This window comes from Thermorudis peleae (assembly GCF_000744775.1).
GTDB lineage: Bacteria > Chloroflexota > Chloroflexia > Thermomicrobiales > Thermomicrobiaceae > Thermorudis > Thermorudis peleae.
Genome location: NZ_JQMP01000003.1, coordinates 105,702 through 130,661 on the forward strand (window position 1 = coordinate 105,702; position 24,960 = coordinate 130,661).

At 67.4% G+C, this 24,960-nt stretch carries 25 protein-coding genes; 8 read left to right on the top strand and 17 right to left on the bottom strand.

The genetic code is table 11. The features are described 5' to 3' along the window. Positions 1 to 204: 204 nt before the first annotated feature. From N675_RS03515 to dinB, 4 genes are all read right to left on the bottom strand, one after another. On the bottom strand, positions 205 to 1,389 hold the full coding sequence (locus N675_RS03515) for an ABC transporter substrate-binding protein (protein ID WP_038038108.1): 1,185 nt from the start codon (positions 1,387 to 1,389) through the stop codon (positions 205 to 207). 221 nt (positions 1,390 to 1,610) lie between these two features. Beyond that, complete coding sequence (locus N675_RS13465; RefSeq protein ID WP_197066266.1) at positions 1,611 to 2,171, bottom strand: RNA polymerase sigma factor; 561 nt, start codon at positions 2,169 to 2,171, stop codon at positions 1,611 to 1,613. Positions 2,172 to 2,606: 435 nt separating this feature from the next. After that, on the bottom strand, positions 2,607 to 2,891 hold the full coding sequence (locus N675_RS14240; protein ID WP_156100805.1) for a hypothetical protein: 285 nt from the start codon (positions 2,889 to 2,891) through the stop codon (positions 2,607 to 2,609). 4 nt (positions 2,892 to 2,895) lie between these two features. Continuing rightward, on the bottom strand, positions 2,896 to 4,119 hold the full coding sequence (dinB, locus tag N675_RS03530; RefSeq protein ID WP_051914051.1) for a DNA polymerase IV: 1,224 nt from the start codon (positions 4,117 to 4,119) through the stop codon (positions 2,896 to 2,898). A gap of 548 nt (positions 4,120 to 4,667) precedes the next feature. Between dinB and N675_RS14440 the strand changes: the two genes are divergently transcribed. Further along, positions 4,668 to 5,288, top strand: coding sequence for a CPBP family intramembrane glutamic endopeptidase (locus N675_RS14440; protein WP_051914053.1), 621 nt, complete (start codon positions 4,668 to 4,670; stop codon positions 5,286 to 5,288). Between the two features lie 60 nt (positions 5,289 to 5,348). Here the strand turns inward: N675_RS14440 and N675_RS03540 are convergent, their stop codons facing one another. From N675_RS03540 to N675_RS03580, 10 genes are all read right to left on the bottom strand, one after another. Then, positions 5,349 to 6,257, bottom strand: coding sequence for an LLM class flavin-dependent oxidoreductase (locus tag N675_RS03540; protein WP_038038111.1), 909 nt, complete (start codon positions 6,255 to 6,257; stop codon positions 5,349 to 5,351). A 40-nt stretch (positions 6,258 to 6,297) separates the two neighbouring features. Next, complete coding sequence (locus N675_RS03545) at positions 6,298 to 8,619, bottom strand: LLM class flavin-dependent oxidoreductase (protein WP_038038112.1); 2,322 nt, start codon at positions 8,617 to 8,619, stop codon at positions 6,298 to 6,300. A gap of 415 nt (positions 8,620 to 9,034) precedes the next feature. Then, on the bottom strand, positions 9,035 to 9,424 hold the full coding sequence (locus N675_RS03550; protein ID WP_038038113.1) for a DoxX family protein: 390 nt from the start codon (positions 9,422 to 9,424) through the stop codon (positions 9,035 to 9,037). An 81-nt stretch (positions 9,425 to 9,505) separates the two neighbouring features. Continuing rightward, positions 9,506 to 10,069, bottom strand: coding sequence for a YceI family protein (locus N675_RS03555; protein ID WP_081886834.1), 564 nt, complete (start codon positions 10,067 to 10,069; stop codon positions 9,506 to 9,508). A 420-nt stretch (positions 10,070 to 10,489) separates the two neighbouring features. Then, positions 10,490 to 11,398, bottom strand: coding sequence for a DUF1028 domain-containing protein (locus N675_RS03560; RefSeq protein ID WP_038038114.1), 909 nt, complete (start codon positions 11,396 to 11,398; stop codon positions 10,490 to 10,492). A gap of 238 nt (positions 11,399 to 11,636) precedes the next feature. Beyond that, on the bottom strand, positions 11,637 to 12,620 hold the full coding sequence (locus tag N675_RS13975) for a CARDB domain-containing protein (protein ID WP_156100806.1): 984 nt from the start codon (positions 12,618 to 12,620) through the stop codon (positions 11,637 to 11,639). Beyond that, the gene (locus N675_RS03565) at positions 12,566 to 12,793 is read right to left on the bottom strand and encodes a hypothetical protein (protein WP_038038115.1); all 228 of its coding nucleotides are present in this window, start codon (positions 12,791 to 12,793) and stop codon (positions 12,566 to 12,568) included. Before N675_RS03565 ends, N675_RS13975 begins: the two co-directional genes overlap by 55 nt. An 11-nt stretch (positions 12,794 to 12,804) precedes the next feature. Beyond that, positions 12,805 to 13,371, bottom strand: coding sequence for a hypothetical protein (locus N675_RS13480; protein ID WP_051914057.1), 567 nt, complete (start codon positions 13,369 to 13,371; stop codon positions 12,805 to 12,807). A gap of 136 nt (positions 13,372 to 13,507) precedes the next feature. Then, positions 13,508 to 13,849 carry a hypothetical protein gene (locus tag N675_RS03575; RefSeq protein ID WP_038038116.1) on the bottom strand — a complete coding sequence of 114 codons (342 nt, stop codon included), beginning with the start codon at positions 13,847 to 13,849 and terminating at the stop codon, positions 13,508 to 13,510. Then, positions 13,812 to 15,263 carry a hypothetical protein gene (locus N675_RS03580; RefSeq protein WP_038038117.1) on the bottom strand — a complete coding sequence of 484 codons (1,452 nt, stop codon included), beginning with the start codon at positions 15,261 to 15,263 and terminating at the stop codon, positions 13,812 to 13,814. Before N675_RS03580 ends, N675_RS03575 begins: the two co-directional genes overlap by 38 nt. A gap of 777 nt (positions 15,264 to 16,040) precedes the next feature. On the opposite strand from N675_RS03580, the gene N675_RS03585 reads away from it, so the two are divergent. Both N675_RS03585 and N675_RS13485 read left to right on the top strand, forming a co-directional pair. Continuing rightward, complete coding sequence (locus tag N675_RS03585; RefSeq protein ID WP_038038118.1) at positions 16,041 to 16,310, top strand: GlsB/YeaQ/YmgE family stress response membrane protein; 270 nt, start codon at positions 16,041 to 16,043, stop codon at positions 16,308 to 16,310. Between the two features lie 45 nt (positions 16,311 to 16,355). Further along, entirely contained in the window at positions 16,356 to 16,835 is a 480-nt protein-coding gene (locus tag N675_RS13485) for a YggT family protein (protein ID WP_051914059.1), read from the top strand. A 258-nt stretch (positions 16,836 to 17,093) separates the two neighbouring features. On the opposite strand, the gene N675_RS13490 is transcribed toward N675_RS13485, so the two are convergent. Both N675_RS13490 and N675_RS03605 read right to left on the bottom strand, forming a co-directional pair. Further along, positions 17,094 to 18,746, bottom strand: coding sequence for a trypsin-like serine peptidase (locus N675_RS13490; RefSeq protein ID WP_051914061.1), 1,653 nt, complete (start codon positions 18,744 to 18,746; stop codon positions 17,094 to 17,096). A gap of 541 nt (positions 18,747 to 19,287) precedes the next feature. Continuing rightward, positions 19,288 to 20,232, bottom strand: coding sequence for a fumarylacetoacetate hydrolase family protein (locus tag N675_RS03605; protein WP_038039234.1), 945 nt, complete (start codon positions 20,230 to 20,232; stop codon positions 19,288 to 19,290). 322 nt (positions 20,233 to 20,554) lie between these two features. On the opposite strand from N675_RS03605, the gene N675_RS03610 reads away from it, so the two are divergent. From N675_RS03610 to N675_RS03625, 4 genes are all read left to right on the top strand, one after another. Then, entirely contained in the window at positions 20,555 to 21,832 is a 1,278-nt protein-coding gene (locus N675_RS03610) for an MFS transporter (protein ID WP_038038119.1), read from the top strand. Positions 21,833 to 22,108: 276 nt separating this feature from the next. Further along, on the top strand, positions 22,109 to 22,408 hold the full coding sequence (locus N675_RS03615; RefSeq protein WP_156100807.1) for a hypothetical protein: 300 nt from the start codon (positions 22,109 to 22,111) through the stop codon (positions 22,406 to 22,408). Beyond that, positions 22,408 to 22,626, top strand: a complete 219-nt coding sequence (locus tag N675_RS03620) for a hypothetical protein (RefSeq protein ID WP_038038121.1) — start codon at positions 22,408 to 22,410, stop codon at positions 22,624 to 22,626. Before N675_RS03615 ends, N675_RS03620 begins: the two co-directional genes overlap by 1 nt. A 196-nt stretch (positions 22,627 to 22,822) precedes the next feature. After that, entirely contained in the window at positions 22,823 to 23,113 is a 291-nt protein-coding gene (locus N675_RS03625; protein WP_156100808.1) for a hypothetical protein, read from the top strand. On the opposite strand, the gene N675_RS03630 is transcribed toward N675_RS03625, so the two are convergent. Continuing rightward, a complete protein-coding gene (locus N675_RS03630) occupies positions 23,110 to 23,754 on the bottom strand; it encodes a LysE family transporter (protein ID WP_051914065.1) in 645 nt (214 codons plus the stop codon). The genes N675_RS03625 and N675_RS03630 overlap by 4 nt on opposite strands. A 279-nt stretch (positions 23,755 to 24,033) precedes the next feature. Here N675_RS03630 and N675_RS03635 point away from each other — a divergent pair, with 279 nt between their 5' ends. After that, positions 24,034 to 24,921, top strand: coding sequence for a major capsid protein (locus tag N675_RS03635; RefSeq protein ID WP_038038123.1), 888 nt, complete (start codon positions 24,034 to 24,036; stop codon positions 24,919 to 24,921). Positions 24,922 to 24,960 lie beyond the last annotated feature (39 nt).

Genomic DNA, 24,960 nt, shown 5'->3' on the forward strand with positions numbered 1-24,960 from the left:
ACACGGGCTCGCTGACCGCGGCAGCGTCCACCTTCCCGCGAGTGCGCTCTTCGCCAGCAGCACTATACCACGCTTTCCTCGCGTTGGCTGCTTCTCCCTCTCCTCGGACTCGCGTGACGGGAACAGAACCGTTGCCCAGCCGCGCCCAGCGCATGCAGCATCCAGCCCCGCGCCCGGCGGAGAGTAAGGGACCCGGACTGTAGCTTACGACACCTGCTTGGCTGCAGCCTGGACGTAGCGAAAGTCGACCAGCTGCGATGACGGCACCACCTGTTGAATCTTGCCGCGCGCCTTCCAGAGTTGCTGGGCCTCGTCCAGCTTGGCCGTATCGAACGTGCCATCGGGCGAGACGCCCGGCCAGGTCATCTGGGCGTAAAGCGCGTCGTCCTTCAGCGGCGTGCGGTTCTTCAAGATCTGCACCACCTCAGCCCGCGCGGCGCTGTCCTGCAACGCCTTCAAGTAGTAGCGCACGCCTTTGAGATACCCAGCCAGGAAGGCTTCAAGCAACGCCGGGTCGTTGAGCATCGGCGGGCCGGCGACGATGACCGAGATCGGGAAGTTGTCGCCCACGATGTCGACAATCGTGTCGCTCGGCAGCACTGGGACACCTGCCTTCAGCTGCTGGAGTGCAATCGTGGCGTAGGGTTCAACTAGTTCGGCCGCGTCGACCGCGCCGTTCTGGAGGGCAACGGGCATGTCGGGCAAGCGGATGAGCTGGAGGCGCACGTCGTCGAGCGTGAGGTTGCCGGTTGCCAGCACTTTCTGCAGCTCAAGCAGGTCGATCCCAGCATCGCTCGGCATGGCGAGGGTATGGCCCCGAAGGTCGGCAATGTTGCGCACGCCCTGGCTGGCGAGCTTCTGCGAGACCGCATAGGTATGGAAGACGTTGCCACGGCGGAGCGCGCCTTCGCCTGCGACGATCGTGACTGCGACGCCCTGGGTGCGGGCATTGACGAGCGCCGCCTGGATCGCACCGCTGAAGAGATCGAGTTGCCCAACAGCGACCAGGGGGATAACCTCACCCGGTGTCCCCTGTGTCGTGACGAGGTCGACGTTCAGCCCGGCCTCGCGAAAGAACCCCTTTTCGACAGCGATGAAATTACCAGCTTCCTCCGTCGCCAGCGCCACGCGCATCTTGAGCGTGCGCGAGCGAACGACGGCCGGGGCACTGGTGGCACTGGCCGCCGGCGAAGCGGCAGCCGTCGGTGATGATGCCGCGACCGTGGTGGCAGTCGTTGTGCGAGCAGGCTGTGCCGCGGCGGTAGCAGCGGGCGTGGGCGTGGCCGTCGCGCTCTGGCAGGCAGCAAGCAGCGGGCCAACAGCGGCTGCCGCGGTCGCAGTGAGCGCGGTTCGCAGGATTGTGCGACGACTCCAGGTACGCTGGTGCATTGCTCCTCCTCCCCCCAATCAACGCGTTCCCTACGCTGGTAGAAGCTGAGCAGGATCATGGCGAGGCGGCGCACGCGGCACAAGCGCCGTGTTCAGCAATCCAGAATGCTCTCCTACCCACCCAAAGCCCACCCCCAGCGGAGAGCGGGTGGGCACACGCGCCCAGCAGCGGCAGCGCCCAGACCCGCTCTCCCTGGAAGCAGGGAAGTGGCTGAAACGTTCTAGGACTGGAGACGCTCGCGAGCGTGGTGCACCAGGCGCTGCACCGTCCGCACGCTGACGCCGAGCCGCGCGGCGATTTCGGGCGCGGTGTAGCCGGCCGCGGCGAGCGCCAGCGCCTGCTGCTCCATCGGCGGAAGCGTGGCGAGGGCTGCCCGCACCTCAGCTTCGGTCAGCTGCGGAGGCGCGGCGTGTCCCGCTGCCGACGTGAGCCGCAGCACGGTGCGCCGGCGCGGCGGTGAGCCGGCTGCGCGTGCCAGCGCCCGCGTGAGCGCGCGTTCGAGCCGTCGCCCGCCGATCAGGTAGCTCAGCAGGTCGCCCTGGCCGCTCCAGCGTGCCAGCAGCTCGCAGAAGACGCAGAAGGCTTCCTGTGAGGCGTCGGCCAGCTCAAGCGCCGGGTCGTTGGCAAGCCGCCGGGCGGCCCGGGTGATGGAGAGTGCCAGCTTCGGGGCGAGCGCCAGCCAGCAGCGGTTGCGCGCCGCTGGATCGACACGAACGTCCGGCCCGGCCAGCACCGCGATCTGCTCGGCCCAGGGTGCCGCGGCCAGCGCCTGTACGGCCACCTCGGGCGGCTCCTCCGGTGGCAGCGCTGGCAACCCGGCGCGGGCCCGCGCACCCTGCAGTAAGCGGCGACGGCGGGCAACAGCCTCAGACGCAGTGGGGTCGGCTGCAGCCGGCTGGGTGCGGCCAGCGGCCGGCTGGGGGAACGGAGCAGCGTGAGCTGGTCGTGGTGTGCGGTTCGCGATAACACGGTCGGTTCCCATGAGCGCACCTCATCGTTCGCCATGCGATGCCATGGCGCGCCAGACGCCAGCAGGGTTCCCCCGTGAACCCAGAGGCTTGTGGGGGTGCCCAAGCGCGGCCTGGGCAGCCGGCGCCTGGCGGAGACGGTGGCGCTCTTGCGCTCTCGACAGTGGGGACGTGCACGCGCAGGGCGCGTCGTCCTGGGGAAGCGTGACAGCGGCCGGGTGTGGGCACCCAGCTCGCTGGTGGATCAGCTAGCTGGTGGCAGCGTTATCGGCCGACGCTGGCGGCGGGGCCGAACGAGGAGCCAGCCCGTCAGCCGTGCCATGCGGCAGCTGCAGCACGTGGCGCGTCCCGCAGCGCGGGCACGTGGCAGCAAGCCAGCCACGCGCGAGGTAGCGCCGCTCGCGGACTTTGACCTCGATCCAGCCCTGCTCGTCGTAGCAGGCCAGGAGGATCGGTGGCTGCTGGCAAGTGCATTCCCAGCGGTAACGCTGGCCAGCGAGCCGCGGTGAGCCGGGGGGCAACCGGTCAGCCATTGCCTCATCCTTCCAACCATGGCGGGCGCGGCGGCTCAGCGGGGCGAAGCAGGCTATGCGCAAGCACGCTCGGCGGCACGTGCACCGGCCGCTCGCCCCAGCGGGCCGCGAGCCGGTCGAGCGCGTGCAGCGCTAACAGGCGGCGGGCCGTCTGGGTATCGAACAGCGCGAGTTGCACAGCCAGTGGGCGCAACCCGCTGAGGCGGACGCCCAACAACCGAACCGGACGGCGTTCGTCGCGCACCAGCCGCTCGATCAGGGCATAGGCCACCGCCGCCACCGTCGCCTCGTCGGCCGTCGGGGTGTCCAGCCGGCGCTGGCGCGTCAGCGTGGTGAAGTCGCGAAACCGCACCTTGACGCTCACCGTCTGCGCCTGGTACCCCTCGGCCCGCGCCCGGCGCGTGACCGCGGCGGCAAGCTGAGCGGTGGCGTCGGCCAGCTCCTTCGGCGCGAAGAGGTCCCGCGCAAACGTGCGCTCTTGACCGATCGACTTCGGCTCCCGCGGTTCAGGGCGGATCGGCTGGCGGTCGATGCCACGCGCGCGCTCACGCATCTCCTCGCAACGCCGGCCGAAGACCAGCCGGAGCACGCTGATCGGCGCACTCGCCAGGTCGCCCAGGCGGCGGATGCCGTAGCCGCGCAACTCAGCGGCCGTGCGCGGGCCGATGCCGGGCATGGCCTCAACCGGCAGCGGCGCAAGGAAGCGGGCTTCCGCCCCTTGCGGAACCACCAGCAGGCCGTCCGGCTTGGCGTGGTCAGCCGCAATCTTGGCGACCGTCCGGTTGGCCCCGGCGCCGACGGTGACCGTCAGGCCCAGCTCGTCGCGCACAGCCTGGCGCAGCCGCTGGCCAAGCTCCCAAAGCTCGCGCATCCAGTTCTCCTGCACGCCCACCTCAAAGCAGGCCTCGTCGATGCTCAGGACTTCGACGACGCTGCTGAGACGGAAAATAATGGCGCGGAAGGCGTCGGCCAGCGTGCGGTAGTAGGCCCCGTCGACCGGCAGGACGACCGCGTTCGGGCAGCGCGCGAGCGCCTCGCCCAGCGACATGCCGGAATGCACGCCGAAGCGCCGGGCCTCGTAGGTAGCGGAGGAGACCACACTGCGCCCCTCCGGCCGCCCGGCGACGATGACCGGCGTGCCGCGCAACTCAGGACGGCGCCGCACTTCGGCAGCGGCGAAGAACGCGTCCAGGTCAGCGTGGACAACGGCGCGTTGCAGTCCCCCCATTGGCGGCCTTCCCTTCCGGTTGGCGCGACGAACGCCACCACAATGGTAGCGAACGCGCGTTCATTCGTCAAGGCAAGGCCCCCCACCTGCGCCCTGCGAACGGATGCCGTCTTCCACGATGGCCCCTCGGCAGCCGCAGCCAATGACCTGCTCGTTTGGAACCCGCGTGCCGCCCTGTCACACGGAACACGTTCCCGTCACTGATGCGGCGAGCGAGCCACTCGCTTCTCGGCCACCCGGCGGATTGTGCGCCATTTCCTGCCTGGCCGGCACGTGCTACCATCCCGTCGCCCATCGTCCGTTGCGCGGCACGAGCAGCGCACGACTGGCGGCGGGACGCAGCGCCACGGCCGATGGAGTGCGGGAGCATGGGGCGGGCGCTGTGCCGGCAATGCCCGAACAGCGTCGGCAGCCGCCCAGCCGGTTCCGGCGCAGCCAGGCGCACACCGTTGCCCGCGCTGCTCGCTGTGCCCTGGCGGCGACGCCCGCGCCCGACTGTGGACGATCCGCCATGGCCGCGCTGGGCATCTGGCCAGGGGAGGAGTGTCATGCCGTGGGATGACCTGCTGATTGTCGCCGCCCTGGTGATGCGGCTCGTGGTGCGCCAGCTGCTCGAGCCGATCAGTCTCGAGCTCGCGTTCGGCCTCTATCTCGCCGCCATGCTCGTGCTGCTACCGGTGCTTGTCTGGCGCATGCGCCGCTCCCGGGCCGCGCTCGGCCTGACGCGGGGCGACCTCGCCGGGAGTCTCCGCGCCACGGCGCTGCTCCTGCCGCTCGTCCTGGCCCAGGCCGCGGCCAACGCCTGGCAGCTCACCGGCCGGCTTGCGCTGGCTCCCCTCTGGCTGATCGGCCTGGCGCTGCTCAACGGGCTCGTGACCGCCGCCCTGCCGGAGGAGGTGCTCTTTCGCGGCGTTCTCCTGGCGCGGCTACGCCGGGCTGGGGCAAGCCCGTGGCAAGCAATCGTCGTGCAGGGCGCGCTCTTCGCTGCCGGGCACATGCGCTATCCGCTCGCTGGCCAGTGGCTGCTGTTCGGCAACGTCACGGTGCTCGGCCTGCTGCTTGGCTGGCTTGCCCTGCGCTACCGCACGCTCACCGGCCCGATCGCCCTGCATACGCTGAGTAACGTGGTGACCTTTGCCCTCCTCGGCGGCACTATCCAGCGCCTCTAGCCGCCTCGCACCCCCACGGTCCATGCCCGCTCTCCGGGGATGAGGGCAGGGGGACGTGTGCTAGCTCAGGCCGAGCAGGGTGCGGACGCGGGGGATGACGTCCGCGACGAAGCGGCGCGCCTGGGCAACGTAGTCCCCAGCAACCGGCCAGAAGACAAAGGTGTCCATGCCCTGTTCGGCAAAGCGGGCAATCGCTTCCGCCCAGTCCTCGACCGAGCCGCCGAGAAAGCCTGGCCGGTTCACGCGCAGGGGGCGCTGGCCCGGCACGTCAAGCACACCGAGCAGGTTATAGAGGCGGCGGACCGCGCGCGGGTCGCGCCCAGCCGCTCGCGCGCCGTCGTCGACGAGCCGGTTGACGTCGGCGAGCTGCTCGGGCAAGACGTACGGCGTCGAGATCGTGATGCCGTCGCCGAGCGCGCCAGCGATGCGCAGCGCACGCGGCCGGGTTACACCGACCCAGAGCGGGATCGGATGGGCGGGCGCTGGGCCGAACTGCAGGCCGTCGACCCGGAACACGCGCCCGGCGTACGTCACAGCCTCGCCGGTCTCGGCCTTCGCCCAGAGCAGGCGGCAGAGGCGGAGCGCGTCTTCGATAGCGGCGACTGCTTCACCAGCCGACCAGCGTGGCCCGCCCATCGCCGCGATGCCATCCCAGAAGCCGCCCGAACCGACGCCGAGCTCGACGCGGCCGCCGGTGAGCCGGTCGAGCGTCGCTGCGGCCTTGGCCAGCATCGCCGGATGCCGGAGCGCGAGTGTGGCCACGTTGGTGAGGACATGCACCCGCTGGGTGCGGAGCGCGACCGCGGTGAGGGCAGTCCAGGTCTCGGCGAAGCGGGCGTTGTAGGCATGGTCTTGCATGGCGACGAGGGCCAGGCCGGCGCTGTCGGCCAGTTCAGCCAGGGCCTGTGTCTCCGCCGGCCGGTCAACGACCGGGTCAAGATTGAGCCCGAACTGGATCGTTCGCTCCATGACTCCCTCGCTTTCAGCTCACCACGTGCCGCGTTCCGGTTCACCGCTGGTCGGCAGCCGACAGCACATGACCAGGTGCCACTACCAGGCCGCGGCGGAACAGGTTAGCTGGATCATACCGCTGTTTGACGTCTCGGAGGTGTTCGAGCGTTTCACCGGGAAACGCGTCCGGAAGACGCTCCGGCCGAACGTCTGACGTGTAGGCTGCATAGAGGCCGCGCACACGCGGCGCAACGACCGCCCACGCCCGGTCCTGTTCGTCGAGCGAAACAGGCCGGAACCAGGCCGCCACGAACACATCGTACGCCCGGTGCGCGAAGGCAGTCGCAAGCGGATCGACGTCGGCGTTTGCCCCACCCAGCGAGCGGAGTTCGACCAGCACTGTCGGCTCCTCGGCGAGCAGGGCGGCAATCGCGCGCGCATCGTCGGCCGACAACCGTTCAAGGAAGCCGTTGCGGATCTTGACCGTCTGCTGCCCGATCTGCAGGTCATGGGTCGGCGGCACCAGCGACGCATAGCGGACCAGAACAGCACGCTGCTCCAGGACGGGGGCAATGCGCAGGAACGGCGCCAGCACGTCGGCTGCCTGGTCGACATTGTCGCTCGCGACAACCGCGTAGAGCTGGCCAATCGCTGGCTGCCCGCGCCGGCCTGGGATGAGCCAGAGGAACGTCGTCAGCTCGCGGGGCGCGGCGGCCATGAGTTCAGCCCACGCCTGCACGACCGCCGCCGTTTCGCTCGCGTCGAGAACGATTTGCGCGAACACAACGCGCGGGAGCTCGAAAACCCGGAACTCGAACTGCGTCGCCACCCCAAGCATGAAGCCAGCGCCGCGCATGCCCCAGAAGAGGTCAGGGTGCGCCAGCGAGTCAGCCCGCACGATCTGCCCGTCGGCCAGCACAACCTCGACAGCAACGACATGGTCAATCGTCAAGCCATGTTTCCGAACCAGCCAGCCCAGTCCCCCAGCTGTGGCCAGGCCGCCGACACCGACGTCTCCGTAGTTGCCGGACGTCATCGCCCAGCCGTACGGCGCGAGCGCGCGTGCCACCTCGCCCCAGGTCGCACCCGCGCCGATGCGCACCAGCCGCTGCGCTGAATCCAGCACCTCGATCGCGTTCAGCTTGCGCAGGTCGATCACGATCCCGCCGTCGTTCGTCGCCAGCCCGGCGATCCCGTGGCCACCTGAGCGGATCGAGAGCGGTGCGTCCGTCTGGGTCCGCGCGAAGGCGAGCGCCGCAGCAACGTCATCGCTCGACGCACAGAGGATGATCACGCCGGGCCGGCCGCGTGCCATGTAGACCGAGCGGAGCGCGTCGTAGCGCTCGTCACGGGGCGTCACAACCTTGGACGCGAGTTCAGGCGGGATCGCGGCATAATCGATCAGCGGGCTGAGGGGAACGCTCCGGTACCGCAGCCAGCGTCCAGCCGCGAGCAAGGGGAGCGGGTCATGCGCCGTCTGAGAAGGGCGGCGCCGGGCGCGTTCCGCCTCGACACGCTCACGCACGGCCGGCGCGACGTCCCGGGCGAAGCGCTCGATCGTCGCGCGATCATCGCTTGCCAGCACGAACGCTGAAATCCCGGCGTCGAGCGCGAGCGCCGTGAGCTGTTCAATCCACTGCCCGGGTGGCCCGACGAGGAAGCCGCCGGAGCGACTGGTGAAGCGTCCGCCGATGTTGAGGAGGCGGCGGATCTCCGCAGGATCGCGGCCGGCCTCGCGCGCTGCCTCGTCGATGAGCTGGTTCCCGGTCGTGAGATCAGCCAGGCTGTCAAGGTAGCCGACGGAGGGAAGCCAGCCGTCGCCCTTCTGGCCGATGAGGCGGAGCATGCGCGGCCGGTACGCCCCGATCCAGACGCTGATCGGGTGCACAGGCGCTGGGCCAGGCTGGGTGCCCGGTACCGAGTAGAACCGTCCCTCGTGACTGAAGAACGCGGACCGCGTATCCCACAGACCACGCAGGATATCCAGCGCCTCGCTCAACGCCTCGACCGCCTGGCGCGGATGCAGCCGACGCCCACCCATGCCCTCGACCGCGTCCCAGAAGTAGCCAGCGCCGATGCCGAGTTCGACGCGGCCACCCGTCAGACGGTCCAGGCTGGCAACCGAACGCGCGAGCACGGCCGGGTGCCGCAGCGGCAGATTCGCCACGTTGGGGGCAAGCCGCACGTGTTGCGTCCGCGCCGCGACATAAGCAAGCAGCGTCCAGGTTTCGAGGAATCCTGGTTGGTACGGGTGGTCCTGGAACGTGACCAGATCGAGACCGAGCGTATCGCACCACGCGACGAGTTCCACGATCCGCCCGGGTTCAGCCGCCGACGGAGTCAGAAAGACGCCGAAGAGCAGAGGGTGTCCATAATCCATCGCCGCTGTACTCGCTCTCTCTCGCAGAAGTCAGGTCAGCGCCACAGGCCGGGGCGAGGCTCAGCCGCTACCGCGCGCCGCACGCGCTGCACGCGCAAGCACGGCCCCGAGCCAGGTCCGCTACTGCGCTTCAGTGTGCACACCGCCCAAGCCGTACCCGCCATTGGCAACGAGCGTCAGCGCCACCGAAACACCGCACTCCGGAGACGCCGCTCTCGCCCGCGCTCGCGAGTGAGGCGCGCTCGCTACTCAAGCCAACGATCATGACGATCGCCTCCGGCGCCGGGGCGAGCGCGAAGCACCGATGCACCACCTGAACGTCCAGGATTTCCCAATGGCCCGACGCAACCGCGGCGACGCCACGGCACACCACGTGCAGAGCATAGCGGGGAAAACGTGAGGACGACCACGCCGCTCATCCCCCGAGGCTGAGAGGCCACGGCGTCGGCACGCCCAGCAGCGCGAGCGCCGCTCCAGCCAGCGCAAGATTCTTCGTGAAGTTCGTCATCTGGTTTGCCCGGACCATCGGATCGGTTTCACCCCAGAAGTTGTGCATCCAGAACGCCACTACCACGAGGAAGATGCTCAACAGGATGTTTCCGATCACCGGCTGATACCCTGTCACGACGCTGGCGCCGCCGAGCAGCAGCATGATCCCGGTCACAATGACCGCAGCTTGCGGCACCGGCACCTTCTTGGACGCTGCGTACCCGCTTAGCCTGCGAACATTGGCCAGGTGGTTGATGCCGTTGTAGATGAAGAAGAGCCCGAACACGATCCGCCCAAGCAAGAATGCCCACTCCATCGCGGCCTTCCTTTCCGAGCTCTTCTTCGAACGATATGACACCGAGGGGCAGAGGATTGCCCCCTGCCCCTCGTGCCGCCATCAGGCTGCGTCCTTACGGACCAGCTCGACTTCGATGAACACGTCGAGCGTGTCGCTGACGAGCCACCCGCCCGTCTCAAGCGCAACGTTCCAGCTCGCGCCAAAGTCGTGGCGGTTGATCTTGGTGCGCGCCTCAAACCCCGCGCGCACACCGCCCCACGGATCCTTGGCAACGCCGTGGAACTCAGTGTCGAGCGCGACTTCCTTGGTCACGCCGCGGATCGTGAGGTCGCCGACGACGCGGTAGCGGTTGTCGCCGAGTGGCTCGATCCGCTTGCTGACGAAGGTAATCGTCGGATAATGCTCAACGTCCAAGAAGTCGGCCGAGCGCAGGTGCGCATCGCGCCGCTCATCGCGCGTGTCAATGCTCGCGGCATCGATCGTGACCTCGACCTTGCCGGATTCCGGATGCGCCGGATCGAACTCCGCCCACCCAGTGAACTGCTTGAACTGACCACGCACCGTCGTGACCATCAGGTGACGAACCGCAAATGTCACCTGACTGTGAACGGGATCGATCTCCCAGCGGGCAACTCCGGTCAGTTCTGGTGCGATGACACTCACGCGCGATCCCTCCTTTCGCTGATCCTGCCAGATCCATTGCTACGCAATCCGTAGCTACCATGGTAAGCATAGTCAAAGCCGTGGCACGCTGTCAAGTCAGGATTTTCCCCATCGCCGCCTGGCCCGCCCGCGCGCGAAGCCGATCACACCCAGCCGGCGGGGACTCGAACAGCGTCCCGCTCCTGCTCCCGCCGGAGAGCGAGTCTGCTCCGCAAGCAAGGCGGGGCGCTGCACCGGGCTCGGTTGCGTCATTGACGAGCAGCAGGTGCCGTAGCTCGCTGAGCTGCCATCCTGCTCGGCGGCCCCGCCCACCAGGAGCAGGCAGTGCCGCCAGCGAGGGCGCCCTCCGCCCAGGCACTGCTCCCGTGTTCAGCGCGAAGCGGGCCGGTGCGGCGGGGGCAGCCGGGCGGCGGGCTCAGATTACCGCCTGGCCGCGCGGGCTTCGAGAAACTCGAGGATGACGGTATCGATCTGGTCGTCGTCACGCCAGCGTTCCTCGAGATTCTCGACGCTGACGAACCGCTCGAGCGCAGCCCGCGTCGTCGCGGTGTCAGCATCCGGCGTCGGCAGATAGCCGAGCGCGTGCAACTGGTGCTGGATGGTTCGGAGCAGCGCGGCATCGAGCGGCACGAGATCGCGCTCCTCCAGGCTGAAGTAGACGCGGTGGAGGTGGAGCAGGCGGCGCAGCTCGGCAATCGGTTCGGGATGGTCGTCAACCCGTAGGTCGATGAAGCGGTCGGAGCCGCCGCCGTAGCCCCCGCCCGCGCGGACGACCAGCAGCGCGGCCGATTGCTGGCCACGGGCGTCGCCGCCAGCGGCTTGTCCGGCCTCGAGCGCGGCGATCAGGCGCAGAGGGAAGCTCGCCTGTGTCGTCTGGCAGGCCTCGGCCATGGCCGGGACAACTTCCGGTCCGGCCAGGATGTTGCCTTGGCAGCAGAAGCCGTCGCCGAGAACGATCTGCCCACGCGGGTCAGCAACGACGCGCCCCGCGCCCGCCGTGCCCCCAGCCCAGGCCAGGCAGCGATTGCCGGTGAACGTTGCCGCTCGCCCCTGCGCGTCGACGATGCCAACCTGGCGCTCGGGGCAGTCGGGGTCGGCAGCCAGCAGCCGCTCGAGCGCCTCAGCCGCGCTCAGCCCCTGAGCGAGCAGGGCCAGCCCCTCCGGGCCGTAGCGGACGTTCGCCCGGGCCTGGGTGGCGATCGCGCCGACGCCGGCCTGCGCCCAGGGGACAACCGCGCCGACCGCTAAGAACTTGGACTGGACGGCAATACCAAGGTCACCCGTTGCCGGATCCCGCGCAACAATCGAAAACGTGCTGGGCTGTTGCACCAGGTTCCTCCTTCCCTCGCCCGGCAAGTGTCAAGCGCAGCCTGTCACCGCGCATTGTACCCAGGGGTTCTGGAGTACGATCACGCACTCCGGCCCATAGCCGGAACTGCTTGACCCCACGGGCTCGCAACGCGGTGTCAGGCTACAACAGATGGTTGAACAAACGGCCAGAACCACCGGAACGGCCGTGCCCTCCACTGCCAGCAAGGCAGTGGCCCATCAACCGCCCACCTCGCCGCTACTGGATCAGGAACGGCTGGGCCAGGCTATTGTTGATGTCGTTTACCTCGACCACGCTATTCTCCAAGTCGACCACCGCCACCAGGTATCCCTGCTGCTGCGGCGTGCGTGGCAAGGCTCGCACCGTCACCTGGCAACTCGCCTGCTGGCCCGGCGCCAGCGGCCCCACGCTGCAGGTGCCGAGCAGCAGGGCGCTGGGGCTGGGCGTCGGTCCAGGCACGAAGAGCAGGGCAACAGTGCTGGCCGGCGCAGAGGCGGTGCCCTGGTTGGCAACCGTGATCGTGGCCCGCAGCGGCCCACCGCGGGCTGCACGCGGGTGAGCGTCGAGCGCGCTTACCACCAGGTCAGGCTGGGGCACTGACACCGACGGCGGGGAGGTATTTCCAGGAGGAGCAGCCCCGGTACTGCCCCCACTACCCGTGCTCCCACTCGAGCCACCACCGCCGGCGTTGCTATTCCCACCGCCGGAAGGTGGCGGACAGGGCAAGACGTTAAGACATGGCAACACCGGGATCACGACGAACGGCGGAGAGGACGGTGGGGGCGGCGGTGGAGGCGGTGGGTTCCCATGCGAGCCACCACCGCCGGTGTTGCCATTCCCACCACTACTGGTGTTCCCATTCGAACCACCACCAGATGGCGGCTGACATTGTGAGACACACGGCGTCACGGTAACCACGACGGACGGCGGAGAGGGCGAAGTCGAGCGTGAGGCCATCGACTCAAAGGCCCCCACATCACAGTGGGTGCCCGGTGGTTGGGGGCGCTCCAGCCCGTTCTGGTCAACGGTCACCGGTGCGCCGTTCCAGTCCACACATGCCGGAGCGGCAGAGATCGCTGGTGACGTGTCCGCTGGGATAAAAAGACCAGGGAGACCACCATAGAGTTGCAAGGTCGATGCCAGGTTCGGGACAACCGTGATGCCCCTCAGGCTGCCACCGCACGAGTCGTCATTGGCCAGCACGGCCTGCCGCACCTGCACGGTGAGTCCAGCTTGACAGTTGTGAAAGCGGTATCGGCGGCAGCCTTGACGACCTTCCCGGTCGTGCCGTCGAACCGCACGACGTCACCGGCATTCAAGTCAGTACCGGCGATACCAATGAAGTGCTCAATCGCTTCGACGAGGCGAAGCTTGGTAATCGTCACTTGTGCCATTGTTTCCTCCTCTACCAGAGTTCACGTACCGACACCGTGCGGCGTCGGCGTTCATCTTCTGGGATGACTTGCGGTGTCCCGCCGTTTGGCGTCGGCGGTACGCCCGTCCGTGGGCGAATCTCGTCTGCGTGCTTCGTCAGCAACTCAAGCTGCTCCAGCGGATCAAGCCGCGCTAGTGCTTCCTGCACGAGCTTCGGGGCCGCTTTCATTTGCGTGTCGATATGCCGCTGGAGGACAGCCATGTATCGCTGCAAGCGCTGGTCGGCCTCACGGAGCCGGGCAAGTTCTGCCTCAAGCTCGGCAAGACGGGCAGCGCGCTCCTCCGCAAGTTTCTGCCATTCCTGGTTCTCGGCGAGCGCTTTTTCCCGGGCGCGGCGTTCGACTTCGGCCCGTTCTTTCTCCGCCTTGCGGCGTTCCCGCTCAAGCCGTTCAGCGATGATCCTGTCGATCTCCCGTTGCTGCTCTTCGCTAAACGTGACGCGAGCCACGGGCTTCTCGACCGGCTGCTCAGCTTGCTCGGCCTGCGCCTCCGGCAGCGCTTGCGTTTGCTCGTCCACGCGGTCAGGTTCAACGCTCATGGATTCCCTCCACGATTTCCGGACGTGTCCCGTCACTGCAGATGTAGCGGTGTTCAACGGTCAACGCGAGAAAAACCCAGCACCTTGTGCGGTGCCGGGCCAGGGGTGGGAAAGGAACAGAAGGAGGACGCAGTGATTACAACACGATCGCTCCAGGTGGCGGGTGGAGCAGCGGATCGTCTGGGTTATCGACCGCCACCCCATGGGGTGCAAGATCAGCGAGAAACACGTCGGTTGCGAAGGCGGCAAAGAGCAAAGCGGACGACATGAGGACGGCAAGCGGCATCTCAGTCCGGGCAGGCGTGGGGTTGCCCTGTGCAAGGTCGGCAAGGCGGCGCGTGAGGGCATCTTCGCCGAGTGCCGCCAGCCGCTGATCGCCTGACCATGCTCGCTGCACGCCCTGCGGCGAATCCGTCAGCTCAAGCACCGCGTGGGCACCGTTACGCGAGAGGTGGATACGCTGCAGCAATGTCTTCACCACCTTCCATCAGCACGGTCAAGAACCACGCGCGAACCTCAGGGTCGCCAAGGATGATCATGCTTTTCGCATTGCCCATTTGTGCACTATAGAGCGCTTCCATGAGCATCGACATGATTTCAGTATAGCGATTGGTATAGACCTTTGCCATGTACGGGTCGGCAAACACGCCAGGATAGAATACTTCGTCGTCACGGTAGCCCCTCCCAATCTGGTACTGGTTGAGGCGGTGCAGGTACTGCTTGTCTTTTGGCACACGGGCGAGGCGGAGGTTGAGCAACGAGCGTTCTGCATTGAATCCTCCAAACAGCTGAAAGTTCTGAAAGTTCGCCAACAGCCTGCTGGCGAGCTGGACAGTCGCCGTCCCCGACGTTCCTGGGGCGAGACCAAGCGCATAGACTGATCCATTTTGGGCGATCGTCACGAAGGAGAGCGTGGCTATCGTGTCTGGATGGAGCCCAAGAGCGCCACCGTAGCCGTCGTTCACTGTGTTCAGGCTGAGGGTGCTGTTGACCATGGTGAGCGCCCTGAAGACAAAGATTCCACCGCCGCTGTGCTGAGCATGGTTGTTTGTGAACCAGCTGCCACTGACGTATCCATTAAATACGGATAGCGCACCGCCATCACTCCCGGCCGTGTTGTTCGTGAAGATGCTGGCATCCACAGTGAGTGAACTCGGGAAGTATTGGGCGATAGCACCGCCGTCGCCGGCGATGGCACGATTCCCATCTATCACAGAATCATTATGAATCCGAACGGTACTGGACTGTAAGCCAGTAAACACTGCGCCACCAGCGGAACCGGCCGTGTTATCGCGCAACCCGCCGCGGTTGATCTCAAGCTGCCCCGTACGGACCACGATCGCACCGCCGACACAGTCGGACCCTTCCGGAACAACAGGACAGCCATTGATGCTCACCAACCCGCCCTGCAGGGTCACATCCTGCAGGATCAGGCTACCCCCGTCGATCCAAAAGAAGCGGAAGGGCTGAGAAGCCGTACGCTTGATCGTCGCCCCATTGCCGATGATCGTCAGGGAGAGGCCATCGCTCAGCATGGGGAAAAGGGTCATGGACGGTCTCGACCACCCGAGGGAACCGCTCAGGGTCTGGAGCGCTACGTCATTGACTGTGTACGTATAGTTCGACGAGAGGACAAGGGTGTATGGTGTGCCGGAGCCAGAAGCAGCTGTCGCGCAGTCAGGAGCATATGCCCGGTTCACGAACAGGTAGACCACCGCTTCGAACAGTGAGCAAACATGGTAGAACTCGCTATCAGCGATGGAAACTGCCCGGCCAACGTAAATCGTTGTGCCAGCGGCCCGGACTGTTGAAGAGCCCGAGAAGAAGCTCCCGAGCGTTAACGCGCATGCGAGGAGGACACCGCCCCAGCGGAGCCCAGCGGCCTGCTTCATCGTGAACAACCTTCCTACGGCCTGCGCCGCGCACGCTTGCCGGAACCGTGACGGAACGTCTTCGGCCGCGCCAAGCTGCCTGCGCACGCCGCCAGGGGAGCTGGCAGCTGGTCTGGCTGGTGACGATCAGTCATGGCCATCATAGCAGGACTGGTTTGACTGTCAAGACGGAGAAAGCACCAATCGCTGGCGCGGGCAGGGGCAGTCCGGAGAGGAAGTAGCACGCTTCGCCGCCCATGCGATGACACGGTGCGGCGCACTATCCTCGACGGCAACCAACACCCCGCGCCCCCCGCCCCACGGGATGGCCTGATAGGCCCGGAGCCGGCACGGCAGCGCCTCGCCCTGACAGCCGATTGTGCCCGTGCGCTGCCGCGTGTCAAGCGCAGCACCGCTGCCCCCTCGGCGCCCGCCGGGTGCGCCCGGGGGCTGGCAGTGGCCTGATCATCGATTCTTCGCAGTGAAAAGAAGCCGCGCTGCAGGGCACCCCCACAACCTGCCCAGTTTTGCCGGCAATATACGTCTTAACCCCCACAAATTTGCAAAAAACTGGCAGTATCATGGTCATCAATCCCCACATATCTTTCTCCGACCCTTTTTCGTGCATTTGCACACAATCGATTGTGTGAAATGATGAACTTCTTGAATATGACAGAATAAAGAAAGTCCAGAACCAGTCTCTTTCTCCTGGAGAACTTCGTGAAAAAGCTTGACAACACTCCGCAATGCTGTTATGCTGTGCACTGGTCGGATTGGGATCAGGGAAAGGAAACAAACATGAACCTGAACCCTGGTGGGATTATTGGCTGGATTATTGTCGGCCTGATTGCCGGTTGGCTCGCCGGCCGCCTGACCGGACACGGCCACGGCTTCATCGGCGACCTGATCCTCGGGCTGATCGGCGCCTTCGTCGGCGGCTTCATCTTCTCCTTCTTCGGAGTCTCCGGCACCGCTGGCCTGATCGGCAGCATCATCGTCGCCACGATCGGCGCGGTGATCGTCGTGGTCGTCGTGCGGGCGCTGACGGGCGGCCGCACCACGGTCTAGCTGGGCGCAGCTGCGCCCGGCACGCAGCCGGAAGGAGCGTGCACCATGGCTGAGTCCTTCACGCCGCCGCCCGAAGAGCGCGTTGAGCAGGTTCGCGTCGAGCGCACGGTCGGACAGACGCCGGCCGGCGAGCCGGTCGCCCGCGAGCGCGTCGTCCGTGTCGCACGAGACCGCGGCGCCGAGCAGCAACTCACGGCCTTCAAGCTGGGCCAGCTTCTCTGGACGATCGCGGGGATCATCATCGTCCTGATCCTGCTCCGCGCCGTGCTCGAGCTGATTGGCGCAAACGCGGCAAACGGCTTCGTCCATCTCATCTACAGCGTCACCGGGCCGCTCGTTCGGCCGTTCCGTGGCATCGTCAGCAACCCGCAGAGCGGGCGCATGGTGCTCGACGTCGCCGCGCTCATCGCCGTCATCGTCTACGCGTTCGTCACGTGGGCGATCGTCCGGCTGCTCGAAGTGGCGTTCTTCAACACCCGCTCTCGCACTGTTGTCGACGCCGAACGGCGGATGACCCGCGAGTGATCATGCCCTGACGTTGCATATTCCAACTGCCCGCGCACGGGCCTGCGCCGGTACAGGGGACGGTTTGGCTGCCGTCCCCTGTTCTATTTGCCAGTGCAACAACGGTCACCCCAAGAAAACATGCATGACGGTCTGGTCGAGAGGACGCGGCTGGCCCGCGTGGAGGCAGGCACGCTTCCCACCGCGACCAGCAAGCAAAGCGTGCGCCCGCGAAGGGGGGAACACGCGGGCGCACTGCGATGACCAGACAGGCGTGTGCTACGGATTGAGACGAACGGCAAGGAGTTGGGCGCCAAGACGGCCGAGCAAGACGTCGAACTGCTGGGGGTTTTCGCCCGGGTGCCACTCAAACCGCTCGCGCTCGAAGTACTGGACTGTGTAGACCTTGCCGGTATCGGGATTGACCTCCTGCAGTTCTTCGGAGATCGGGAAGCCGAACGTTGCTAGCCCGCCGTTCTGCTCCCAATAGGCCAGGAACCCTCCGCAGAGGTTGTGACCGGTCTCCGGGAAGAAGCGGCAGCCGGGGCGAGGCTGGAAACGCTGGAACGCAGGCTCGCCACGACGTGACTGGATGAGCTCGTTGCCAAGCAGGCCGAGCAAAACGTCATAGCGCTGGGGGAACTCCCCAGGATGCCATTCGAAGCGGGCACGCTCGAACCACTGGGTCACGAGGCCGGTCTGGGGATCGGTGTATTCCTCAGTGAGGGGATACCCGAAGAGCGCGAGCCCGCCAAATTGACGCCAGTAGCCCAAGAAGCCGCTGCAGAGGTTATGGCGCGTCTGGGAGAAATAGAGACAGTTGGGATTAACGATGGGCTGGGCTGGCTGAGCCGCAGCCGCGAGTGCGCTTGCGGCTGGTTGCCCGGGTGCGGGCTGCGGGCTGGGCGCTGGTTGCGGTGTCGGTTGCGGCTGCGGTGATGGCGCGGGCGTCGGTTGCGGGCTGGGCTCGGGCGTCGGAGTCGGCTGGGGTATGGGTAACGGCGTCGGCTGCGGCGCTGGCGTGATCACGCCAGTCCCAGGCGTCGAGGACTGAGCAAACGTGCAGCCGTTGTCTGCGCAGATCTTGTGCAGCATCGTGAGGAAGTCGCTATTGACCCGCCGCGCAACATTGCTGGTGCTGGACTGGAACAACATGATGCCGACAATACTGAGATCCTGATAAGAAAGAAGCGGGGCTCCGCTCATCCCGACTGTGATATCGGCATCGGTTCCAAGGAACACCTCGGAGACGTTCGTGAAGCCTTGCGCGACCATCCCCCACTGCGTCCCGATCTCCTTATCGGCTGGATAGCCCAGCACAACATAGCGAAACGCGCCACTTGCCAGCGATGACAAGGACAGGTTGACCGGCGCTAGCGTTCCCGTTGCCATGCCGACAGCACGATCCAGGAGCACGAGGCCATAGTCGTAGAGCTCGTTGCCGCCACTGTCGATCCAGCCGCGCGGCACAAACGCTTGGGCCGCTTGTGCCACGCCAAACGGAGCAAAGAGCTTGCCGCCAACGACATCAGCGCCCGGGATGATCAGGATGTCGTTAGCAAAGCCCTTCGTTTGAGGATCGTAGATGCACTGGGCAGCGGTCAACGCCACATCAACGCCGATGATGGACGCCGTGCAGCCGTAATAGCGACCGGCTGCATCCTGTCCGATCAGCAGCGCGATGGCCGAAAACGGGAAGCGAGTCGTATCGGCGACCCGCTGCCGGTCATCGGTGCCGACGATACGCTGGTAGTGGGCTGGGAGATCGAGAGTAGCGAGCGCGGCCTCGAGGTCGATCCGGCCTCGCATCTGGCCACGGTATGGGGCAAGGGGATCGGCCTGAGCCTGGGCCGGGATGGCCAGCCACGCCGGCACGCACAGTGCCAGGACCAGCGCGAACGTGACGATCAATCGACGCGACCAGTGGGTCATTGCACTTCCTCCCCTCCCTCTTGGACGGGCACGGTCGCCTGGCCCGCCCACACCGCACGCAGTCGCCGTCGCGGCCGCCTCGCCGTGTTCGCCGGGGACGGCAGCCATAGCCTACGCTGCAGTGGGAGAAGGATGGGGTTCTCGTGCCGTACCGGCTGACCCAGTCGGGCCGCGATACGGTGAGCATACAATCTACTCGGTAGCCTGTCAAGTATCCTATCGGAACACGCCCTCTGGCCTGACACCCAGGGCCAACGGCCCGCGCGACCTGCCACCATGCGTCACGGTTCCCCCTAGCCTGACACCAAAGAAAAACGGCAAACGGCAGCTGGCGTTCAGGAGCAACCGGGACACCGCGGGACGCCGGGCCGCGACCATAGGCACCCCGGAGCAGCTCGCCCGGTTCGGTATCACGGCAGCGCAGCCGGCTGGCGGCGTGCCTACCCCCGACGCACGCCGGCCGCCAGCTGCCGCGCCGAATAGCACAGCACCCGCAGGGCACAGCGCCGCCGCAGATCCAGCGCGCTGGGCGTGTTATCCCTCAGCCACGACCGGGTTTTTCGAGCGTCCCAACGCGTTCGATGGTCACCCGCACGACATCGCCTGGCTGCAGGAAGCGTGGTGGCTTGCGGGCGAAGCCGACGCCAGCAGGGGTGCCGGTCGCGATGAGATCGCCCGGCACCAGCTGGACAATCTGCGAGAGGTAGGCGATGGTCTCGGCGACCGGGAAAATCATCTCGCGGGTGTTGGAGTGCTGCAGCACCGCACCACTCACCTCCGTGGTGATCGTGAGGTTCTGGGGATCAGGCACCTCGTCGGCCGTGACAAGCCACGGCCCAACCGGCGTCGAGCGGTCGAACGTCTTGCCCGGCAGCCATTGCCGGCCACGGAACTGGAAATCGCGCATGCTGATGTCGTTGAGGATGGTGTACCCCGCCACATAGTCGAGCGCGCGGTCGGCGGGGATGAAGCGACCAGGCCGGCCGATCACGACCGCCAGTTCGGCTTCATAGTCAACCTGCTGGCTTACCCGGGGAAGCACGATCGGCTCGCCCGGGCCGATCAGAGTGCTCGGGAACTTGCTGAACAGTTCAGGGTACTGCGGCACCGCCGCGCCGCTTTCGGCCGCATGGTCGGCGTAGTTGAGCCCAAGGCAGATGATCTTGTCCGGGCGGAGCAGCGGAGGACGGAGCTGCACGGCAGGATCATCCAGCGCGGCGATGATCCCAGCGGCTGCGAAGCGGTCGCGCTTGTCAGGCAGCTGCTCGATCACCGCCGCGGCGACCTCGCGAGCACGCTCGAGCCCATCGCGGGCAAGCAGCGTCACCAGGTCAGGCGGGCACTCGGCCAGGGCACGACCGGGCGCGTCGCTGACACCACGGTCGGCCAGCAGCATGGCATAGGCCCGGGGTACATCGATGATGAGGCCATCGTCGACGACACCAACGCTCGTCCACCCACGCAGGGTATAGGTCACCAGCCGCATCGTTCCGTCCTTTCCCACCGTCTTCCAACGCTGGCTGCGCAGCGCAGGCACAGCCTGTCCAGGCAGCATTGTCGCACGTTGCCCAGCCAATGGGCGAGAATCGGTCTGGGCGCTCCGCCAGGCTGGCTGGCGTGGGCACATTCGTTCAGACCGGAATGCAGGCGGCCAGGACTGCGGCGTGGCGCGTCCAGGTTCAGTATGAATGAACAAGAGGGCGGCAGCCATGCCATGCTAGGGTATACTGAGCGGCAGCCGCACATGGAGAGCAGGCACACTGCGACCGGCAAGCGGGGCACGTCGACGAGAAGGGGATCGGGATACCATGGTCGAGCGAGGGCTGCCCAGTGCAGCAGTCCAGCGAGGGGCACAGTCGGCGGCTGCGGCAGCTGGGCAGGCACGTCACGCCCAGGCCACGCGGCCGGGCGAGCGCGCGCAGGGCGGCGATGAGCGGGGCGTCTGGCTCCTCACCTGGGCCCACTTCTCCCACGACATCTACCCGTCCTTCCTCGGCGTCTTCATCCCGGCGATCCAGTCCCATCTCCACGTCTCGCTCACCCTGGCGAGCCTGATGGTGCCCGCCCAGCAACTGCCCTCGCTCCTCCAGCCGTTCATCGGCGAACTGGCTGAACGCACCAGCCGCCGCTGGTTCGTCATCCTCGGCCCGACGACAGCCGCCATCGCGCTCTCGCTGATCGGCCTGGCGCCGAACATCTGGCTTGCCCTCAGCCTCCTGCTGATCTCTGGCCTGGCCTCAGCCGTCTTCCATGCTCCGGCTATCTCGCTCGTCGGCGAGTTTGGCGGCGAGCGCCTCGGCCGGGCGATGGCCATCTTCATGGCCGGCGGCGACCTGGCACGCACGATCGGCCCGGTCGTGATTACGGCTGTGATCGCGCTCCTCGGCTTCCACGCGACGCCACTGGTGATGGTGCTCGGCGTGCTCTGCGGCGTCAGCCTCTGGCGCTGGCTCGACACCCGGGCAGCCGACGCCGCCAGCCGGGCCCGGCGCGGCGAGCAGCAGCTGGGCACGCTCTTCCGCCAGCACTGGCGGCCGATCGTCGTCCTCCTGACTTACACCGGGATCAACACCGCGGCACTCAGCCCACTCAGCTACTTCCTTGACCAGCTCCTGGTCTCGCGCGGCCGTAGCGAATGGTACGGCGGCATCGCGCTCTCCGTGCTCTACGCCAGTAGCGTCGCCGGCGGGTTGATCGGCGGCGTGCTCTCCGACCGCATCGGCCGGCGGACGGCGCTGGCCCTCTCGGCTGGTCTCAGCACGCCGTTGATCCTGCTCTACCTGGCGCTGGAGAACGGCAGCTGGTGGGTGCTCGGGCTGGTCGTGCTGATCGGGCTGACGCTGATGGCTGCGCGGCCCGTGACGCTGGCGCTGGCCAACGACATCCTGCCGGAAGCGCGCGGGCCGATGTCGGGGCTGGTGCTGGCGATCAACTTCGGTGGGCAGAGCCTGGCAGCGATCGCCTTTGGCGCGCTCGCTGGCTGGCTCGGTGAGACGCCGGCCTTCTGGTGGTTCGCCTGGCTCGGGCTGCTCGGCCTGCCGCTCGTCCTGCTGCTGCCCCGTCGCCCCCGCCTCCTCAGCGCCTAACCTCCCCGCAGCCTCGCCCTGGCACCGAGCGGAACACCTGCCCCCAGCGTATCACAGCGCTGCGACGCCCTCTCCCGTGGCGCTTCCATCAACTGCATCAGCCCCCCAAGGCCTGCCGCTCGGCAAGGCAAGCCGCGCGGACAAAATCGCCTGGCGGTTTTTGCCCCGCTCGGTGTCTTGATAAGAGTAGAGGGTCACCCAACCGCCCCCGTCCTCGTCCCCTGCTCCCCCGTGGAGCAGCGGGACGTCGGCGAGGCGACCACACGAAACGGAGGGATGATGCCGTCGCCTGCTGAACTACCCGAGCCGGTCGCCGCGCTGCTCACCCGCGCCGCCACACGCCTGCAACGCGCCGACCCCCGCGCACCGTCGTTCGCCGCCGAAGCGGCTGCACTCCGCGCGCTGGCCGTCGCACTCTTGCTCGCCGAACGCGACCTCGTCCGCCTGGCGCAGGCGCTGCCCCGCGTCCTCACGGCACTCGCTCGCCTCAGGCAGCTTGAGCGCGCAGCGTCCGCTGGCGATGCCACCGCGCTCCACGCGGTCTTGGCTGCACTTGATGCTGAGGAGGATCGCTGATGACACCGTGCCCAACGCACCAGCCACCCGTTCCGCCTTCAGCGGGCGGCGCCGACCCACTCGCGCCAGCTAGCCCCTACGAGGCGATGACGCGGCAGATGGTCGACGCGCTCGCGCGTGATGTGGCGGAGATCCGGAGCCGGCTCGATCAACTGTTCACGCTGATCGCCGGGAGTGTGCTCGTGGAGTTGCTGCTGCGGTTAACCGGGCTGGGCTAACCAGGGATTCCGGCGCAGGCTCCGCACGCCGGCAGCGGGAGAGCCAGTCGGCACCGTCGACCTCGCCGGTTATGCGAAGCGAGCGTGAAACGAAGAAAGGAGGAGCACAATGGACGATGCCGTGTCACACGCGGCTGAGCCGATGGAGACGGCCGTGACGCCGGAAGCGGCCCCGGAACTGGCGGGCGCGGCGGCAATGCCGGGAGCGAGAGAGCCAGCGCGGGCGGAGACGGTGGAGCAGGAGGCGACGCTGGCAGCGCTCCGCGCGCTCGTGCTCCGCGCTTACCCGAGCGCACCGCCCGAACTCGTGACCGGCGACACGCTTGCAGCGCTCGTCGCGAGCGCGGAGCGGGCCGAGCAACTCGCCCGCCGGATCGCGGCCCAGACCCTGCCGGCCGGACAGCCACCGCGCGATCCGCTGCCACTGCCGGTCGAGCAGCTCAGTCCGAGCGCGAAAATTGCGCACGGCCTGCGCCTGCGTCGCTAGCCGAGGAGCGCCCCGAGCGCCGTCAGGGCAAGCCAGCCCGCCCGCAGCCCGAGCCCAAGGAGCGCCAGCGCACACAGCCCACTGATCCAGCGGAACACGCTCGGCCGCAGCGCGCGCCGTCCCCAGGCGGCGAGGCCAGCCAACACCACGCACCACACGAGCGCGGCAGTCAAGAACCCGCCGAGAAACAGGGCGTACGCCCACCGGCCCAGGGTCTCGGCCTCGACTCCGCCAAGCGCGCCGCCGACGCCGAGCCAGAAGACGATCGCCCACGGGTTGGTCAGCGAGAGCACGGCCCCGGTCGCGAGCGCGCCGCGGCCGCTGCCTGGCCCGGCCGCCAGCGCAAGCACCGGCTGCTGCGTCTCCCGCCAGGCGCTCCAGGCGAGCCGCAGCAGCAGCCCGCTGCCCAGCAGCCCGAGCACTGCCTGCGTCGCCGGATGCTCGGCGAGCGCGGCCGCGCCAGCGAGCGCGAGCGCCGCCCAGCAGCCGTCGCCGACCAGCGAGCCCAGCTCAACCCAGAACGCGCCCCAGAATCCCTGGGAAAGCCCACGCCGCGTCGCCTCGGCGGTCACCGCCCCCGGCGGCGCACAGTAGGCAATGCCCAAAACGAACGCCGCGCCGAGTACGCTGGCCACGCTCACCGCTGTCCCCCCTCTCGGCCACCCGCCGCCACGCGCCGACCAAGGATGCCACCGGCCACCCCGCCCGGCTTCGGGCAGGCGCCCAGTGGCCGCGGCACGCTGTTGTGCAGCTGCACAATCGTCTGACCAGGGCACGGCCGAAACAGTGGCAACATGTGGCGGCCAGCACGCCGGCAAGCGCGCAGCGCACGGTTCTCGCTGCCAGCGAACGCTGGCGAAGGCGCGGGGAGGCATGCCTCCCTGCCATTGTCCGTGTCACCGGTACGAAAGGAGATGCTGATGGCCCTCACGAAGCTCGAAGCCGCAAAACTGACCAATGACCTGCTCCTGCGCGGCGTCGTCGAGACGATCGTCCGCGAGTCGAGTGTGCTGGCGCTGTTGCCCTTCACCGAGGTCACCGGCACGGCACTGACCTACGTCCGCGAGGCGACACTGCCGGCCGCCAGCTGGTACGACGTCGGCGACACCTGGAGCGAGGCGACGCCGACCTACACACAGGTAACCGCTAGCCTCAAGATCCTTGGTGGCGACGCCGACGTCGATACGTTCCTGCAGCAGACCTACGCCGACCCCAACGATCTGGAGGCGCTGGTGCTCGAGAGCCGTGCCAAGGCCGTAGCCCACGCGTTCTCCGACGCGTTCTACAACGGCGACAGCGCCGCCAACCCCAAGCAGTTCGACGGGCTCAAGAAGCTCGTCTCGGCCGCGCAGACGATCGCGCCGGGGGCAAACGGCGGCAGCCTGACGCTCGATTTGATGGATCAGCTGATCGACCTGGTCAAGCCGGGCCGTCCCGACGCCCTGCTGATGAGCAAGCGCTCGCGCCGCAAGCTCAGCGCCCTGCGTCGGGCCTCCGGCAACCTGCTCGAGACCGACGTCGATGCCTTCGGTCGCCGCGCCCTCTTCTACGACGGCATCCCGATCCTGGTCGACGACTTCATCAGCGACAGCGAGACGCTCGGCTCCGGCACCGGCCTCAGCTCGATCTACGCCGTCAAGTTCGGCCCGGCCGGGCTGATGGGCCTCGAGCACGGCGGCATCCAGGTCGAACGGGTCGGCGCGCTCGAGACGAAGGACGCCACACGCTGGCGCGTCAAGTGGTACGTCGGCCTGGCGCTCGCCAGCGACCTCGGCGTCGCCCGCCTGCAGGGCATCACCGCCAACTAGCCACCGTCGGGCCGGCCCCGGGCTCCCCCGCCCGGGCGC

What these genes read in the sequence shown, in the direction of transcription:
- N675_RS03515 (WP_038038108.1), bottom strand. Translation starts at nt 1,389, where the DNA reads ATGCACCAGCGTACCTGGAGTCGTCGCACAATCCTGCGAACCGCGCTC.
- N675_RS14240 (WP_156100805.1), bottom strand. Translation starts at nt 2,891, where the DNA reads ATGGCTGACCGGTTGCCCCCCGGCTCACCGCGGCTCGCTGGCCAGCGT.
- dinB (WP_051914051.1), bottom strand. Translation starts at nt 4,119, where the DNA reads ATGGGGGGACTGCAACGCGCCGTTGTCCACGCTGACCTGGACGCGTTC.
- N675_RS14440 (WP_051914053.1), top strand. Translation starts at nt 4,668, where the DNA reads ATGCCGTGGGATGACCTGCTGATTGTCGCCGCCCTGGTGATGCGGCTC.
- N675_RS03540 (WP_038038111.1), bottom strand. Translation starts at nt 6,257, where the DNA reads ATGGAGCGAACGATCCAGTTCGGGCTCAATCTTGACCCGGTCGTTGAC.
- N675_RS03545 (WP_038038112.1), bottom strand. Translation starts at nt 8,619, where the DNA reads ATGGATTATGGACACCCTCTGCTCTTCGGCGTCTTTCTGACTCCGTCG.
- N675_RS03550 (WP_038038113.1), bottom strand. Translation starts at nt 9,424, where the DNA reads ATGGAGTGGGCATTCTTGCTTGGGCGGATCGTGTTCGGGCTCTTCTTC.
- N675_RS03565 (WP_038038115.1), bottom strand. Translation starts at nt 12,793, where the DNA reads ATGGCACAAGTGACGATTACCAAGCTTCGCCTCGTCGAAGCGATTGAG.
- N675_RS13480 (WP_051914057.1), bottom strand. Translation starts at nt 13,371, where the DNA reads ATGAGCGTTGAACCTGACCGCGTGGACGAGCAAACGCAAGCGCTGCCG.
- N675_RS03580 (WP_038038117.1), bottom strand. Translation starts at nt 15,263, where the DNA reads ATGAAGCAGGCCGCTGGGCTCCGCTGGGGCGGTGTCCTCCTCGCATGC.
- N675_RS03585 (WP_038038118.1), top strand. Translation starts at nt 16,041, where the DNA reads ATGAACCTGAACCCTGGTGGGATTATTGGCTGGATTATTGTCGGCCTG.
- N675_RS13485 (WP_051914059.1), top strand. Translation starts at nt 16,356, where the DNA reads ATGGCTGAGTCCTTCACGCCGCCGCCCGAAGAGCGCGTTGAGCAGGTT.
- N675_RS13490 (WP_051914061.1), bottom strand. Translation starts at nt 18,746, where the DNA reads ATGACCCACTGGTCGCGTCGATTGATCGTCACGTTCGCGCTGGTCCTG.
- N675_RS03605 (WP_038039234.1), bottom strand. Translation starts at nt 20,232, where the DNA reads ATGCGGCTGGTGACCTATACCCTGCGTGGGTGGACGAGCGTTGGTGTC.
- N675_RS03610 (WP_038038119.1), top strand. Translation starts at nt 20,555, where the DNA reads ATGGTCGAGCGAGGGCTGCCCAGTGCAGCAGTCCAGCGAGGGGCACAG.
- N675_RS03615 (WP_156100807.1), top strand. Translation starts at nt 22,109, where the DNA reads ATGATGCCGTCGCCTGCTGAACTACCCGAGCCGGTCGCCGCGCTGCTC.
- N675_RS03620 (WP_038038121.1), top strand. Translation starts at nt 22,408, where the DNA reads ATGACACCGTGCCCAACGCACCAGCCACCCGTTCCGCCTTCAGCGGGC.
- N675_RS03625 (WP_156100808.1), top strand. Translation starts at nt 22,823, where the DNA reads ATGCCGGGAGCGAGAGAGCCAGCGCGGGCGGAGACGGTGGAGCAGGAG.
- N675_RS03635 (WP_038038123.1), top strand. Translation starts at nt 24,034, where the DNA reads ATGGCCCTCACGAAGCTCGAAGCCGCAAAACTGACCAATGACCTGCTC.